Genomic DNA, 14,884 nt, shown 5'->3' with positions numbered 1-14,884 from the left:
CCGTGAAATTGCGTCCTTGACGGCCGAAATATGTGACATGCGATTCTAACGGATCAATAACTTCTTGTGTGACCTGTTGGCAACCTCTGCACAATGACCAGCCTGTTCTGAACAAAATCAAAGGTCGCGGCGCCCGCCCGGACGCCGCGTGAAGTCTGCCACAATCAGGCTGATCTATCGAGGCGGGCATCGAGGCGAGGCAGGGAGTCACACGGTTGAACGCACAGCAGGAGTACCGGCCTACCTACCAGACGAGCCTGGTCGACCCGTCGGACTTCTGGGGCGCGGCCGCGGCGGCTGTCAGCTGGGATGTTCCACCCACACAGATCCTCGACAGCACCGCCCGCCCGACGGCCCGCTGGTTCACCGACGCCCGCCTGAACACCTCCTACAACGCACTGGACCGTCATGTGCGCGATATCACACCGATAGAGCCCTCGACAGCAGGCGAGCCGGGTCGTGATCTCTTCGAGACCGGATCGAACTCGGATCGACTCCGGAATGCCGATCAGACCGGCGGCCGCGCCGATCAGCCCGCCCTGATATACGACTCCGCCATGACTGGCGCCACAGTTGTGTACACCTATGCCGAGCTGCTGGCGGAAGTGGCGCAGTTCGCCGGGGCGATGCTGCGACTGGGTGTGCGCACCGGCGATCGGGTTGTCATCTATATGCCGATGATTCCGGAGGCCGTCATCGCGATGCTGGCCTGCGCGCGGATCGGGGCGGTGCATTCGGTGGTGTTCGGCGGATTCGCCGCGCACGAACTGGCCGCCCGCATCGACGACGCCGAACCGGTTCTGATCGTCACCGCCTCGGGCGGCCTGGAACCGGGCAAGCGCCTCGAGTACCCGCCGATCGTGCTGCAGGCGCTGGATCTGGTCCACACCGTCGCGCCCAGGCACGTCGTGGTCAAACAGCGCCCGAACTTCCCCACTCTCCGGTTCGCGGCGCCGCAGCCGGCCACCGAACACCTACCGGGCTCCTCGGAAAGTGTTGCCGCACAATGGCTGGACTGGGAGGACATGGTCGCCGACGCCGAACCGGCCGACCCGGTTCCGGTCGCGGCCACCGATCCGCTGTACATCCTCTACACCTCCGGCACCACCGGGAAACCCAAGGGCGTGGTGCGCGACAACGGCGGCCACGCCGTCGCGCTGATCTGGTCGATGCGCTACATCTACGACATGGCCCCCGGCCAGGTCATGCTCACCACCTCCGATATCGGCTGGGTGGTCGGGCACTCCTACATCGTCTACGCGCCACTGCTCATCGGCGCGACGACCGTGCTCTACGAGGGCAAACCCGTCGGCACCCCCGATCCGGGGGCGTACTGGCGGATGGTCGAACAGCACGGTGTGCACGTGATGTTCACCGCGCCGACCGCACTGCGCGCGATCCGCCGCGCCGATCCGGACGCCGCTGCGGCCCATCGGCACGACATGTCCGGCCTGCGCGCGCTGTTCTGCGCTGGTGAGCGCCTGGATCCGACCACCCTGGAGTGGACCCGCGACGTGGTGCTGGCCGATCACCCGGACTGCCCGGTGGTGGACCACTGGTGGCAGACCGAAACCGGCTGGCCGATCTGCGCGGATCCCCTGGGGCTGCAAGAACTTCCGATCAAGACCGGCTCGGCCTCACTGCCGGTGCCGGGCTACCGCCTGCGAGTACTGGACTACGAGGGCGATGCGGTCGCCGCGGGCACCGAGGGCAATATCGTGATCGGCCTGCCGCTGCCTCCGGGCACCCTCACCGGCCTCTGGGGTGACGACGACAGATTCGTGCGGTCGTACCTGGCGGCCTTCCCCGGCCACTACCTGACCGGCGACTCCGGCTACTTCGACGAGGACGGCTACCTCTACGTCCTGGGCCGCAGCGACGACGTGATCAACATGGCCGGGCATCGCCTCTCGGCCGGAGGTATCGAGGCCGCGGTCGCCGGACATCCCGCCGTCGCCGAATGCGCCGTGATCGGCATCCCCGACGAGCTCAAGGGCCAGCGACCGATCGCCTACGTGGTGCTCAAATCCGACGGGACGGGGCAGACCGTCCAGATCGATCCCGATCAGCTGCGCGAGGAACTGACCGCCCGCGTGCGCGACCAGATCGGCGCGATCGCAACGCTGTACGACGTCATCGTGGTGCAGGCGCTGCCCAAGACCCGCTCCGGCAAGATCCTGCGCAAGACCATGCGGCAGATCGTGGCCGGCGAGGACTGGGAGATGCCCGCCACCATCGAGGATCCCGCCGTGCTGGTCGCGCTGGAGGATCAGATCATCGCGAGCGGTCATCCCGAAGGTCCGGCCACGTCGAGCGACGACGCCCCGGTGCGGTCCTCATAGTCTTCTCAGGATCGGTTCACATCCGTCCCAGAGCGGGGTCCTAGGGTTTCGGGCGTTCCCCGATTCGAAGGACTTCACATGATCACGTTGCGTAATCGCCGCCGTACCGGCACCGTCCTCGCGATCGGTGGCCTGGCCACCGCCGCCGCCCTGCTCTCCCCCGGTCTCGCCGCGGCCGCACCGATGGATATGGTTACGCCCCTTCTGAATTCGACCTGCAGTTTCGATCAGGTCGACCGCGCGCTGCACGCCAAGAACCCGCAAATGGCCTCGATCCTGGACTCGAATCCGAGTCAGAAGGCACAGCTGAAGGCGAAGTTCGACGAGCCGATCCAGCAGCGACGCGCCGAGGCGCAGCAGTATCTGGCCCAGCATCCCGAGGCGCAGCAGCAGATCCAGAATGATCCCCGGTCCTCGAGCCTGCAGCGGACCATCCAGGCTGTCGCGGACAGTTGCCACAATTACTGACGGTCTGTTTTTCCGGGCCCGGCGCGCCCATCTGTGCAGAATGTACTGGTGACGAGCCATGACAATCCGACGGTTCTGCTGGTCGACGACGACGAGGACCTGCTGGCCTCGGTCGAGCGCGGGCTCCGGCTGTCCGGGTTCCGGGTGATCATCGCCCGCGACGGCGCACAGGCGCTGCGCAGTGTGACCGAACAGGCCCCCGATGCGCTCGTCCTGGACATGAACATGCCCGTCCTGGACGGCGCGGGGGTGGTCACGGCGCTGCGGGCGATGGGTAACGAGGTGCCCATCTGTGTGCTGTCCGCGCGCAATTCGGTGGACGACCGGATCGCCGGGCTGGAGTCCGGCGCCGACGACTATCTGGTCAAGCCGTTCGTCCTGGCCGAACTGGTCGCCCGGATCCGGGCACTGCTGCGCCGCACCGACACCGCCGTGCCGCTCACCCCGGGTGCGATCACGGTCGGCCCGCTCGAGGTGGACGAGGCCGGATATCGCGCCCTGCTCAACGGCGAGGAGATCGACCTCACCAAGCGGGAATTCGAACTGCTGTCGACCCTGGCCCGCAACGCCGGGGTGGTGCTGAGCCGCGAACGCCTGCTCGAATTGGTGTGGGGATACGACTTCGCCGCCGACACCAATGTGGTCGACGTCTTCGTCGGCTATCTGCGCCGCAAACTCGAGGCCGACGGCACACCGCGGTTGCTGCACACCATTCGCGGCGTCGGGTTCGTGTTGCGAGCGCCGAAGTGACCATCGCGGCGGCGCGGGCCCGGCGACGGCGACGTCCCTCGTACTCGCTGCGCACCCGCGTCGCGGCGGCCGCCGCACTGGGCGCGATCATCCTCACCGCCCTGCTGGGCTGGCTGTCCATGGTGGCCATCCAGCGCAACGCCATCACCCAGGCCGATCAGGAACTGAACGTGGCCTCGCGCATCGTGCTGATGCAGCCGGTGATCGCGGCCGGGGTGCTCTCGGTGGTCACCCCGAGCAAGGATCTGGCGGTGACCGTCCGCGACGACGGCACGATCGCGGCCTCGACCCTGATGCAACTGCCGCGGCTGGATCCGGGTTCGCACACCGTCACCCTCGACGGCACGCCCTACCGGATCATGACCACCACCGAGAAACAGCAGCCCGACCGTGTGGTCTCGATGGGCATTCCGCTGAACGACGCCTATCACGCGACCAGCGAACAACGTCGCTGGGTGTTGTCCGCGGCCGGACTCGCGATGGTCGCGGCGGCGGCGCTGGGCTGGATGTTCGGCGGCCGGGCGGTGCGGCCGATCGTGGATCTGACCCGGCAGGTCGGTGAGCACAGCGGCACCGGCGACGGCGAGACCCCGGTGGACGGATCGGGTGTGCGCGAGGCCGAACAACTTGCCGAAGCAGTGAATTCGCTGCTGGAACGCGTGCGCGCGGCACAGGCCGAAACCGCCGCGGCACTCGAGACCGCCCGCGATTTCGCGGCGGTCTCCGCGCATGAGCTGCGTACCCCGCTCACGGCCATGCGCACCGATCTCGAGGTGTTGCGCACCTTGGACCTGGACGCGGATCAGCGTGCGGAGATCCTCGCCGACCTGCAGCGCAGCCAGGCCCGCGTCGAGTCGACGCTGGCCGCACTCGAACGTCTCGCGGCCGGTGAACTCACCAACGAACGCGACCACGTGGAAACCGATGTGGGCGATCTGATCGACCAGTCCGCCCACGACGCCATGCGGCACTTCCCGAATCTGACCGTGGGCATCGATACCGATCCGGAGCTGATCATTCGCGGTCTGCCCACCGGGCTGCGCCTGGCGGTGGACAACGCCCTGACCAATTCCGCCCGGCACGGCGGCGCGACCCGGGCGCTGGTCGCCGCGCATCGCACCCCCGCGGGCGTGCTGATCTCGGTCGACGACGACGGGTGCGGCATACCCGCACAGGAACGCGATGCGGTCTTCGAACGGTTCATTCGCGGCAGCCAGGCCACCAAGGGCGGTTCCGGACTGGGCCTGGCACTGGTCGCCCAGCAGGCCCAGTTGCACGGCGGGCGAGCCTATTTCGAGGACAGCGCCCTGGGTGGGGTGCGACTGGTACTGGAATTCCCGGGCAGGTGATCACCCGCGCGGAACGGGTCGTGCACGAGCCCCCGGTGGACGCCTAGCTGATGACGTTCAGCAGGTCGATGACGAAGACCAGGGTCTTACCCGAGAGCGGATGCCCCGAGCCGACCGGACCGTACGCCTGCTCCGGCGGAATGGTGAGCTGACGGCGACCGCCGACCTTCATCCCCGGAATGCCATCCTGCCAGCCCTGGATCAGGCCGCGCAGCGGGAAGGTGATGGACTCGCCGCGTCCCCACGAGGAGTCGAATTCCTCGCCGGTGTCGTATTCCACGCCCACGTAGTGCACCTCGACGGTGCCGCCGGGCGCTGCCTCCGCACCCTCACCCTGGACAAGATCCTTGACCACCAGAGTGCTCGGCGCGGGGCCGTCCTGGAACTCGACTTCAGGCTTGGTCATGCGTCCTCTTCCGTTTCGATGGGTTAGCCAATTAACTGTTCACCATATCGTTGCTCGCGAAACCCGCTGTATTTTCTGCCTCCGCTCCGCTCCGGCGGGTTTGCGGCGCCGTAAGGCTCACCGTTCGGCCCCGTGTCGGGCACTCGTTCCTCGCACCCGCCACGTGCCCGAACGGCAAGCCGCGCCGCAAACCGGGTGTTGGCGTGGTCCAAGGTCGGCGGAACGAGGTGTGGAGCATCACACGGAGTGGATGCGTTCGGTGACGGGTGGTGCGGGGGTGTGCGTTGTGCGCAGGGCAGGATTGGGCCCGTGGCCGACGTGATCGATATCGAAGACCCCGCAGATCCGCGGGTCGCGGCGTTTCGCGACCTCAAATCCGCGGATCGCCGTCCGGATCTGCCCGGACGGCAGGGATACGTGATCGCGGAAGGCGTCGTGGTGGTGCAGCGGATGCTCGGTTCGCGATTCACCCCGTTCGGTTTGCTGGGGGTCGGGCGGCGCTACGAGGAACTGGCCGCCGATCTGACCGGCATGGACGTCCCGTACTACCGGGCCACCGCGGAGGTGATGGCCGAGATCGTCGGGTTCCACCTCAATCGCGGCGTGCTGGCCGCGGCTCGCCGCCCCGACGAAACGGCACTGGACGAGATACTGGCCTCAGCGCGCACCGTCGCGGTGCTCGAGGGCGTCAACGATCACGAGAACATCGGCTCGATCTTCCGCAATGCGGCCGGTCTGGGCGCGGATGCGGTGCTGTTCGGCGAACGCTGCGCCGATCCGCTGTACCGGCGCGCGGTGCGAGTGTCGATGGGACATGTGCTGCGGGTGCCGTTCGCCCGGCTGCCGGACTGGCCCGGCAGTCTGGAAACGTTGCGTGACAAGGGATTCCAGATCATCGCATTGACTCCCGACCCGGCCGCGGCCACACTGGCCCGCGCGATGACCGGTGACCGGGTGGCGCTGCTGCTCGGGGCCGAGGGGCCGGGCCTGACCGAGACGGCCATGGCCGCCACCGATATTCGCGCCCGCATCCCGATGACGCCGGGCACCGATTCGCTCAATGTGGCCACCGCCGCCGCGATGGCCTTCTACGAAAGGGTGCGCATCTCGTGAACCAGCCTCCGGGCGCCCGCTACGGCGCCTATCCCGAACCGACGCCGTGGGCGGCGGGGATCGCGGTGTCGGCCCTGGTGGCGGTGCTGGCCACCGCCGGGGTGTACGCGTTCGGAGCCGCACTGGCGCAGGTCCATTGGACATTGGCCGTCGCGGTGAACCTGGTCGCGGCCGGCGGCGCGACGCCCAGTGCCTGGCGCTGGCGCAACACGCCGGTCGTCCGCTGGATCCTGCTGGGTGTCGCCGTCGGAGTCGTACTGGGCTGGATCGCCCTGCTGCTCGTCGCGATCTCGTCCTGACTCACCGATCGTTCACGCCGTCGTCTCGTGCACGCGGTCGCCGTTGCGGCCGCGTAGCCAGCCGAACCAGCGACCGCTGTTGTGCGGCTCGGCCTTCGGATCCTCCGGACGGATCGGCTGCGGCGCCTGCCCCTTCGGGAACAGGCTGAAACCGCAGACCGGAACGTCGTCCGGGACCAGCGCGCCGTCGTGTTCCCCGCCGCGATAATGGAAGCCGAGCCATTCGGCATTGGCCCCGTCGGCGAATTCCGTCGGGTCGAAGGGCAGCGTTTGCGGATCCGGGAATTCACCGGGCAGCAATCGCAGCGGGTGCTCCCCCGCCCAGTACGACCGCTCCCACACCTGCGGCAACCCCGCGTCCTCGAGGATGTCGACCCGCGTGGAACTGAACGAACGGCGGAATTCCCCACGCTCCCAATGGGCGAACGCACCCCAGCCGTGCGCGACGTCGTAGGAGATCAGATAGGTGCGTTCGGAGGCGAGCGGGCGGACCAGCAATTCCGGCAGCCGCGTCGGGCGCGCCACCGCCGCCTGGGTCGTACACACCACGGTGACGCCCGGATAGCAGCCGATGTACATCGAACCGGGATCGGGCCCGGCCCAGACCTTCATGGTTCCCGAGGCGGCCGGAACCACGTCGAGGTCCGGATTGAGCTGTCGGGCCAGCGCGAGCGCGGCGGCCGGATCCGGATCCGGATGATCTCGAAGCACCGCAACCGGATCGGGTGCGTCGACGTACCAGAGGGACGAAGCAGTAGACGGCACTTGCGACACCTCCCGATCTTCGTACGGGTAAGCATAGCTAATTAACAGCAACCCCAGCGCCGGATGACATCCGACCCGCGATCCACATGGTGCCCGCCCGAAATACCTGGGCGCTATGCGAAAAATCTACCCTCCGGCAGACCGAAAAGGTGCGCTTCGGATGAAGCGTGCGCGTGTCAAGGCCGGTTTCACCGGAGGTGCAGGCCAGTGCCGGATCCGGCGACCCGGCGGGAATTCCGCTGTGCGACGCCGGAAATCAGTGACCCGAGCTGCGCACTCCCAGCAGGACGTCTTCCCAGGACGGCATGGGCGCCTTGCCACGCTTTGCCTTGGGCCGCGCCTGCTTGGCGGGCTGTTTGGTCTCCTCCGCGGCGGGCTGACCCGCTGCGGCCGCGGCGGGCGCCGCCTTCGCCGCAGCAGCGGGAGCCGACTTCGCCGTGGCCGCAGCGGCCGGCTTCGCCGCGGGCGCCGGGGTCGACTTCGCCGCGGCGGCAGGCTTGGTCGACTTCGCCGCCACCGGCTGTGCGCGTTCGGGTGCGGGCTCGACCTGCTCGCGCGACGGCGGCGCGGCCGGAGCCGACTGCTCACGCGCGGGCGCGGCGTACTCGGCGGCCGGGGCCTGCGGTTCACGCGACGGCGTGGCAGGCGGCGTGGCGGCCGGAGCCGACACCGGCACCGAACTCCCGCCTACGGCGCGCTTCTCGAAGTACTCCTCGGTCTTCGCCTCCCGCTCGGTCACCGCCGCGGGCTCCTCGAGCGGCGGAGGCGTCGGTGCGACCGGCGTGACGGGCTCGACCGGTGCGGGCTGTTCGGCGGCGGGCTCGGGCAGTATCGTCGCCAGGCCACGCAGCGCCCGGCCGAAATCAGGATCGACCAGATCATTGGCCGGATCGTCCAGCGGCGTCACCGAACCACCGTGCGCGTCGGGCTGGAAACGCCAGTGCGCGGCGATCACCGAACGACCTGCCTGCCACTGCAATTGGGCGACCCAGTAGCCCTTCTCGTCCTTCCAGGCATCCCACTCGGCGATATCGATGTTGTGGCCGCGCTCGGCGAAGGCGGCCGACACCACATCGATGAGAGTTTCCACGGCCGGACCGTCCTTGCGGACCGGATGCGCCTTCTGCGCCAGCTCCGCGGCCCGCGCGCGCTCCAGCAGAACCGGATAGGCGAACCGCTCCACGCGGCTCAGCGGCATTCCGGATTCCTCGGTTACCTGCTCCACCGATGCACCGGCACGGATACGGGCCTGGATATCGCGAGGACGCATAGTCGCTTCCGTTTCGATCTCGATCTGGCCGAATCGGGCAAGGTCTCCTCGGGCGGCAGCGCGCAGTTTTTCGTCGGCGGCGAGCCGGTACTTCTGTCCGGACTCGGGATCGATGCACACGATGTGCGCGGAATCGGGCGTCAGACCGATCACTCGAAGCTCACGCACCGTTACCTCCTTATCGCCGCGTCGATCACAGCAAGGCTCGCGACACCGCCCACGTTCTGGAACAGTAGTGCACTTCTGAGATTCATGTGGCAGGACACGCGCGCGGAAATCTCCCGGGAGACTTCCGCGCGCGCTATCTTGTTCAATTCAGCTCGCTTCGAACAGCATGTTCGCGACCGGGCCGGATCGCCATTCAATGGCCGAAATCCGCTGAAACATCCGACCCCCCTGCCGCATTCGCCTACTTGGCGATTTCCTGGACGACCCAGTCGATACTACGCGTCAGCTGCGTGATGTCATCGGGGTCGATCGCCGGGAACATACCGACGCGCAACTGGTTGCGGCCCAGTTTGCGATACGGCTCGGTGTCGACGATTCCGTTGGCGCGCAAGACCTTCGCCACCTGTGCGGCATCGACCGAATCGACGAAATCGATGGTGCCGACGACCTGCGAGCGATGCGCCGGATCGACCACGAAGGGAGTGGCGAATTCGCTCGACTCGGCCCAGGCGTACAGCCGCGAAGAAGAATCCAGGGTGCGCTTGACCGTCCAGTCCAGACCGCCGTTGGCGTTCATCCACTCGATCTGATCGGCCAGCAGCAACAGCGTGGCCAACGCCGGAGTGTTGTACGTCTGATCCTTGGCGCTGTTGTCGACCGCGATCGGCAGGGACAGGAATTCCGGAGTGAACCGGCCCGACTCCTTGATCTCCGCGACCCGCTCGAGCGCCTTGGGGCTCATCAGCGCGATCCACAGCCCGCCGTCGGCGGCGAAGCACTTCTGCGGTGCGAAGTAGTACACGTCGGCGTCGGCGATGTTCACCGGCAGACCGCCCGCGCCCGAGGTGGCGTCGATGGCGATCAGCGCATTCTCCGAACCCGCCGGACGCTGCACGGGTACCGCGACGCCGGTCGAGGTCTCGTTGTGCGCCCAGGCGATCACGTCGGCCTGCGGATCGGCGACCGGCGCGGGCGCGGTGCCCGGATCGGTCGAGACGACGATCGGGTCGCCGATGAACGGGTTCTTCTTGGCCACCGTGGCGAACTTCGAGCTGAACTCGCCGTAGGTCAGGTGCAGCGAACGCTCCCGGATCAGGCCGAACGCGGCCGCATCCCAGAACGCGGTGGTGCCGCCGTTGCCGAGTACGACCTCGTAGCCCTCGGGCAGCGAGAACAGCTCACGCAGACCCGCACGCACCCGGGCCACGACGTCCTTGACCGGCTTCTGCCGATGGCTGGTGCCGAACACCGAGGCGCCGACCTCGACCAGGGCGCTCAGCTGTTCCGGGCGGACCTTGGACGGGCCACAGCCGAAACGTCCGTCGGCTGGTTTGAGTTCGGCGGGGATGCTCGGCAAGGCAGCGGTCATAGCGGTAAGCCTAATGGCCCGCCACCCCTTCCGGCGCAGGTGGGTACCCGCCTGGAGCAGGGTGCAACACTCGCAGTGGAGCTAATCCGGGATCGCTTCGCGTAGATTGCCGAAATGCCATGATGCAGCTCATATTTTGGCTACCTTTAGTGCATGCGGGAGCGAGCTGGCGAACGATCAGCACCGGTGATCTCGAGCACTCCTACCGGTTCGTTCGGCCGATGGTCGGCGTTGTTCGGATCACACGGCTTGGCGATGCGGCACGGCGCCCTGTCCGAACCGGCTCGGCGTGAGGTGCTGATGCGCGGGCTCGCGGGCACCGCGACGATCCTCGGGGCGCGGCCGTGCCGGATGCCACCGTTCGCCGGACCGTCGGTGGTGCGGTGGAACGGCGAAAATCGCGCGGCGGGCAGCCGGACCGAAGCCGGGCACCGGTTCTGGATTCGCATCCACATCGATGACCACCAGCCCTACGAGACCCGGATCCGCCAGCGCATCGGGGAAACCGAACTGGCCGCGATGCAGCCCGGCGACGTCGTCGGTTGCCGAGTGGATCCGGGCGACCGGGACCGCGTGGTGCTGTACGCCCCCGGGCCCGAGGAGACCACCCGCGTCGGCATCGCGAAGATCCTCGCCAACGGCCGCCGCGCCGATGCCACGGTGCTCGCGGCCAGTCCCGTCGCCGCCGACTACACCGGTCGCGACGATCCGGTCCTGCGCCTGGACCTGGAACTGCGCGCCTGGGACGAACCCCACCCCTGGTGGGTCCGCATCATCCAGCCCGTCCCCCTGTCCGCGATCGAACTGGTCGACCGGGGCAGACATCTGGAAGTCGCGTTCTTCACCGTCGATCGCGGGGAGTCCGTGGCCGTGGACTGGGCCGCATCCGAATAGCCTCCGGCGAGGACAAACCCTCTCGAGTCACCCGAGTTCCACTCACCCCCGACAACATCGACATCAAGGCCGCGCCCCAGGTCGATTGCGGACCGACGGATCACCCCCGCTCGCCCAGTGCGCCCACCTCATGTAACGCCAACCCCGAGGCCGCGCCCCGGGTCGATTTCGGACTGACGGATCACCCCCGCTCGCCCAGTGCGCCCACCTCATGTAACGCCAACCCCGAGGTCGGGGCCCGGGTCGATTCTGGACTGACGGAGCGGGGGAGCGAAGCGGAGGAGCGGAGGAGGGAAGAATCGGCCCTTCGGGGGCCCCGACCCGCCGCAGCGAAGCGGAGGCCAAAATTAGGGCAGGTGGACGAATTCGTAACCGGCGGAACGCAATCGAGGAATTGCGGCGAGCATGCCGGGGGCCGTGCCGGATTTCGGGCGGTGCATGTGGGCGATGGAGATGGTGCCGGGGACCGCGGCGGCCATCTCGCGCTGGATCTGGGCGCTACTGAAGGTGGCGCCGGCGTCGGCGTTGATGCTGAAGCCCACCGGGGTTTCACCGAGTTCGTGCACGATCTTGACGGCGATGTCGTCGTAGTGCGCGGTTCCGGTGCGGAAGAAGCGCGGTGCGCGACCGGTCAGCCGGATCAGCCGTTCGTGATTGCCCCACACCTCGTCCACCGCCTGTTGCGGGGAGGCGGTGCCGCGAATGTTGTACGCCGAACGTCCGGTCACCGACAGCGGGCAGTGCCGGGTGCCGTGATTGCCGATCTCGAACAGCGGGTTGTTCGCGAGTGATTCCGCCCGCGCCGGATCGGCGTCGATCCAGCGCTCGTTCAGGAACAATGTCGCCGGAATGCGTTGGGATATCAGGAAGTTCATCAGAACTTCATTCATCTCGTCGTTACCGGGACCGCCGCAGGCATCGAAGGTGAGCGCCATCTGCCTGCCCGCCGGGACGAATGTGGTGATGATGCCCGGCATCGCCATTGCCCACGCCGCGGGCCGCTGCCCGGTGTGCGCGGCGGCCACGGCGGTGGGCTGTGCACCCGAAGCCGACTGTGCCGCAGGCGCATTCGCCGGCGCGGCCGCGGGCGTGTTCGTCGTGGCCGCGAACATGGCCGCGGGATCCTGCGCAGGGGTGACCGGTAGTTGCTGCCGGGTCGCCGCGGACAGCGTCGCGGATGTCGGCGAGGATCCCCACGCCTCGGCGCAGGCCGCGCTCGCCAGACCTGCGGCCGTCATCGCTCCAGCAGCCAGCAGACCACGACGGGAGATCACTCGATCGAACACGGCACGGATCGTACGGGAAGTCCCCGCACGCGGCAGACCCCGCCGAAACCGGGCGAGTGTCGGCGGCACCGGCTGTTCCGCACGAATTCATCCAGCCCGCCCGGCCGCCACCGACGACCGGACGGGCGGGGCGAAGATGCTGCGTCCGAGCTACTTCCCGGCGACCGAGGACCAACCGACGACCGACTCCGGGCTGCGCGGCGCGGGCCCGGTGTAGATCGCCGCCGGACGCACCAGCTTGCCCAGCTGCTTCTGCTCCAGGATGTGCGCGCACCAGCCCGCGGTACGACCGCAGGTGAACATCGCGGGCATCATGTGCGCGGGCACCTCGGCGAAGTCCAGGATGACCGCGGCCCAGAATTCGACATTGGTCTCGATGGCGCGATCGGGACGACGCTCGCGCAGTTCGGCCAGGGCGGCCTGCTCCAGCGCGGCGGCCACCTCGTACCGCGGCGCACCCAGCCGCTCGGCGGTCGCGCGCAGCACCCGCGCGCGGGGATCCTCGGCCCGGTACACCCGGTGGCCGAAGCCCATCAACTTCTCCTTGCGATCCAGAATGCCCTTGACCAGCGCACGAGCATCGCCGGTGCGCTCGACCTCCTCGATCATCGGCAGCACGCGGGCGGGCGCACCGCCGTGCAGCGGACCGGACATCGCGCCGATCGCACCCGAGAGCGAAGCGGCCACGTCCGCGCCGGTCGACGCGATCACCCGGGCGGTGAAGGTGGACGCGTTCATGCCGTGCTCGGCCGCGGACACCCAGTAGGCGTCGATGGCCTGGGTGTGCCGGGGATCCGGATCGCCCTTCCAGCGGGTCATGAACCGCTCGGTGACGGTCGTGCACTCGTCGATCTTCTTCTGCGGCACGGCGGGCTGATAGATGCCGCGGGCGGACTGCGCGACGTAGGACAGCGCCATCACCGAGGCACGCGCCAGATTCTCCCGCGCGGTCCGGTCGTCGATGTCCAGCAGCGGCTGATAACCCCAGATCGGGGCCAGCATGGCCAGACCGGCCTGCACGTCGACGCGCACGTCACCGGTGTGGATCGGCAGCGGGAACGGCTCGGCCGGGGGCAGGCCGTGGCCGAATTCGCCGTCCACGAGCAGGGCCCACACATCGCCGAAGGTCACCCGATTGGCGACCAGATCCTCGATGTCGACACCGCGGTACCGCAGCGCGCCGCCGTCCTTGTCGGGTTCGGCGATATCGGTGGTGAACGCCACCACGCCTTCCAGTCCGCTGACGAAATCGGGGGGTACGGCGGGGCCGGTGGACGATGCCGCAGCGCTGGTGGTCATGCGGTGACTCTCCTTGCGATTTCGGGCCGCACGATCCCTGGGCGGCCACGCTGTTACTGCGACGCGCGAGGTAGCCGGAGGTTCACTCGGACGTTGCGCCACGCGCGTCGACCGATAAGAACCTTAGTCCTTCTCTTACCGCGGAGTAACCTCTGGTCCATGCGCGACGAGGAGAATTCACCCGGTTCCGCGGAAGCCCGAGTGGGATTTCCCACTGGAAATTCGAACCCCGTGTACCCCGATGTGGGTGCGGCGATGCGCGCAGAAATGGATATCGCCGCCATGCGCGCGGAATACGGCGGCGATCCCGATCTCGACGAATCCTGGCTTTCCGACGGCTGGGAACCGTTGCTGCGCAACTGGATCGAGCAGGCAACCCGGGCCGGCATCGCCGAGCCGAATGCGATGGTCCTGGCCACCGTGGAGATGACCGGCGCGGGCCCGCGCCCGGCCTCGCGCACGGTGCTGTGCAAGGGGCTCTCACAGGCGGGTGTGACTTTTTACACGAATTACGATTCGGACAAGGGAAATCAGCTCGCCGCGATCCCACACGCCTCGATCACGTTCGTCTGGCCCGCGCTGGGCAGGCAGGTCACCGTGCGCGGACCGGTGAAACAGGTCAGCGCGGAAACCACGGCCGTGTATTGGCGTTCCCGGCCGCGCAATTCCCAACTCGGCGCATGGGCCTCACAGCAGTCCCGCCCGGTCGCCTCCCGCGCCGATCTGGATCGCGCACTCGACAGCGTGACCAGCCGCTTCGAGGACGTCGAACAACTCCCGGTCCCGGCGAACTGGGGCGGCTACCAGCTCACCCCGGAAACGGTCGAGTTCTGGCAGGGCCGCCGCAGCCGTCTGCACAACCGCATCCGCGTCACCCTGGAAGTCGGCAACCCCGACGTATCAGCCATGAAGATCGAACGCCTACAGCCGTAATTTGGCCTCCGCTTCGCTGCGGCGGGTCGGGGCCCCCGAAGGGCCGATTCTTCCCTCCTCCGCTCCTCCGCTTCGCTCCCCCGCTCCGTCAGTCCAGAATCGGCCCGGGCCCCGACCTTTGAAGTTGGCGTTCTCCATGGTGGACGGGCCTGGGTTGTCCACGGGGGTTTGCG

Annotated in this window: 14 protein-coding genes; 8 read left to right on the top strand and 6 right to left on the bottom strand. The window is 68.0% G+C overall.

Annotation, left to right across the window (positions count from 1 at the left end; translation table 11 throughout):
- The first annotated feature begins 215 nt into the window (after positions 1 to 215).
- The 4 genes from K7711_RS14600 to K7711_RS14585 all read left to right on the top strand — a co-directional run bounded on the left by K7711_RS14600 (position 216) and on the right by K7711_RS14585 (position 4,909).
- Complete coding sequence (locus K7711_RS14600; protein ID WP_222969737.1) at positions 216 to 2,342, top strand: AMP-binding protein; 2,127 nt, start codon at positions 216 to 218, stop codon at positions 2,340 to 2,342.
- Between the two features lie 78 nt (positions 2,343 to 2,420).
- The gene (locus K7711_RS14595) at positions 2,421 to 2,810 is read left to right on the top strand and encodes a hemophore-related protein (RefSeq protein ID WP_222969735.1); all 390 of its coding nucleotides are present in this window, start codon (positions 2,421 to 2,423) and stop codon (positions 2,808 to 2,810) included.
- 45 nt (positions 2,811 to 2,855) lie between these two features.
- On the top strand, positions 2,856 to 3,560 hold the full coding sequence (locus tag K7711_RS14590) for a response regulator transcription factor (RefSeq protein WP_222970346.1): 705 nt from the start codon (positions 2,856 to 2,858) through the stop codon (positions 3,558 to 3,560).
- Positions 3,557 to 4,909 carry a sensor histidine kinase gene (locus K7711_RS14585; protein ID WP_222969733.1) on the top strand — a complete coding sequence of 451 codons (1,353 nt, stop codon included), beginning with the start codon at positions 3,557 to 3,559 and terminating at the stop codon, positions 4,907 to 4,909. Before K7711_RS14590 ends, K7711_RS14585 begins: the two co-directional genes overlap by 4 nt.
- A 43-nt stretch (positions 4,910 to 4,952) precedes the next feature.
- Here the strand turns inward: K7711_RS14585 and K7711_RS14580 are convergent, their stop codons facing one another.
- Positions 4,953 to 5,315, bottom strand: coding sequence for an FKBP-type peptidyl-prolyl cis-trans isomerase (locus tag K7711_RS14580; protein WP_222969731.1), 363 nt, complete (start codon positions 5,313 to 5,315; stop codon positions 4,953 to 4,955).
- 309 nt (positions 5,316 to 5,624) lie between these two features.
- Here K7711_RS14580 and K7711_RS14575 point away from each other — a divergent pair, with 309 nt between their 5' ends.
- Together K7711_RS14575 and K7711_RS14570 are read left to right on the top strand one after the other, a co-directional pair.
- Entirely contained in the window at positions 5,625 to 6,428 is an 804-nt protein-coding gene (locus tag K7711_RS14575) for a TrmH family RNA methyltransferase (protein ID WP_222969729.1), read from the top strand.
- A complete protein-coding gene (locus K7711_RS14570; RefSeq protein ID WP_222969726.1) occupies positions 6,425 to 6,727 on the top strand; it encodes a DUF2537 domain-containing protein in 303 nt (100 codons plus the stop codon). Before K7711_RS14575 ends, K7711_RS14570 begins: the two co-directional genes overlap by 4 nt.
- Before the next feature lie 12 nt (positions 6,728 to 6,739).
- Here K7711_RS14570 and K7711_RS14565 read toward each other — a convergent pair whose 3' ends face one another.
- From K7711_RS14565 to serC, 3 genes are all read right to left on the bottom strand, one after another.
- Entirely contained in the window at positions 6,740 to 7,492 is a 753-nt protein-coding gene (locus K7711_RS14565) for a DUF6928 family protein (protein WP_308014727.1), read from the bottom strand.
- A gap of 256 nt (positions 7,493 to 7,748) precedes the next feature.
- Complete coding sequence (gene sepH / locus K7711_RS14560) at positions 7,749 to 8,930, bottom strand: septation protein SepH (RefSeq protein ID WP_222969722.1); 1,182 nt, start codon at positions 8,928 to 8,930, stop codon at positions 7,749 to 7,751.
- A 241-nt stretch (positions 8,931 to 9,171) separates the two neighbouring features.
- Positions 9,172 to 10,299, bottom strand: coding sequence for a phosphoserine transaminase (serC, locus tag K7711_RS14555; RefSeq protein ID WP_222969720.1), 1,128 nt, complete (start codon positions 10,297 to 10,299; stop codon positions 9,172 to 9,174).
- Positions 10,300 to 10,452: 153 nt separating this feature from the next.
- Here serC and K7711_RS14550 point away from each other — a divergent pair, with 153 nt between their 5' ends.
- A complete protein-coding gene (locus tag K7711_RS14550) occupies positions 10,453 to 11,193 on the top strand; it encodes a hypothetical protein (protein WP_235747188.1) in 741 nt (246 codons plus the stop codon).
- A 347-nt stretch (positions 11,194 to 11,540) separates the two neighbouring features.
- Here the strand turns inward: K7711_RS14550 and K7711_RS14545 are convergent, their stop codons facing one another.
- Both K7711_RS14545 and K7711_RS14540 read right to left on the bottom strand, forming a co-directional pair.
- Positions 11,541 to 12,479 (bottom strand): polysaccharide deacetylase family protein, encoded by a 939-nt coding sequence (locus K7711_RS14545; protein WP_308014726.1) that lies wholly within the window; start codon positions 12,477 to 12,479, stop codon positions 11,541 to 11,543.
- Between the two features lie 150 nt (positions 12,480 to 12,629).
- A complete protein-coding gene (locus tag K7711_RS14540; protein WP_222969718.1) occupies positions 12,630 to 13,778 on the bottom strand; it encodes a citrate synthase 2 in 1,149 nt (382 codons plus the stop codon).
- A gap of 255 nt (positions 13,779 to 14,033) precedes the next feature.
- On the opposite strand from K7711_RS14540, the gene pdxH reads away from it, so the two are divergent.
- Entirely contained in the window at positions 14,034 to 14,711 is a 678-nt protein-coding gene (gene pdxH / locus K7711_RS14535; RefSeq protein WP_372460136.1) for a pyridoxamine 5'-phosphate oxidase, read from the top strand.
- Positions 14,712 to 14,884 lie beyond the last annotated feature (173 nt).

It is taken from the genome of Nocardia coffeae (assembly GCF_019890715.1).
GTDB lineage: Bacteria > Actinomycetota > Actinomycetes > Mycobacteriales > Mycobacteriaceae > Nocardia > Nocardia jiangxiensis.
Note: the sequence above shows the minus strand (reverse complement) of the source record. Positions and strands in the feature narration are given on the sequence as shown.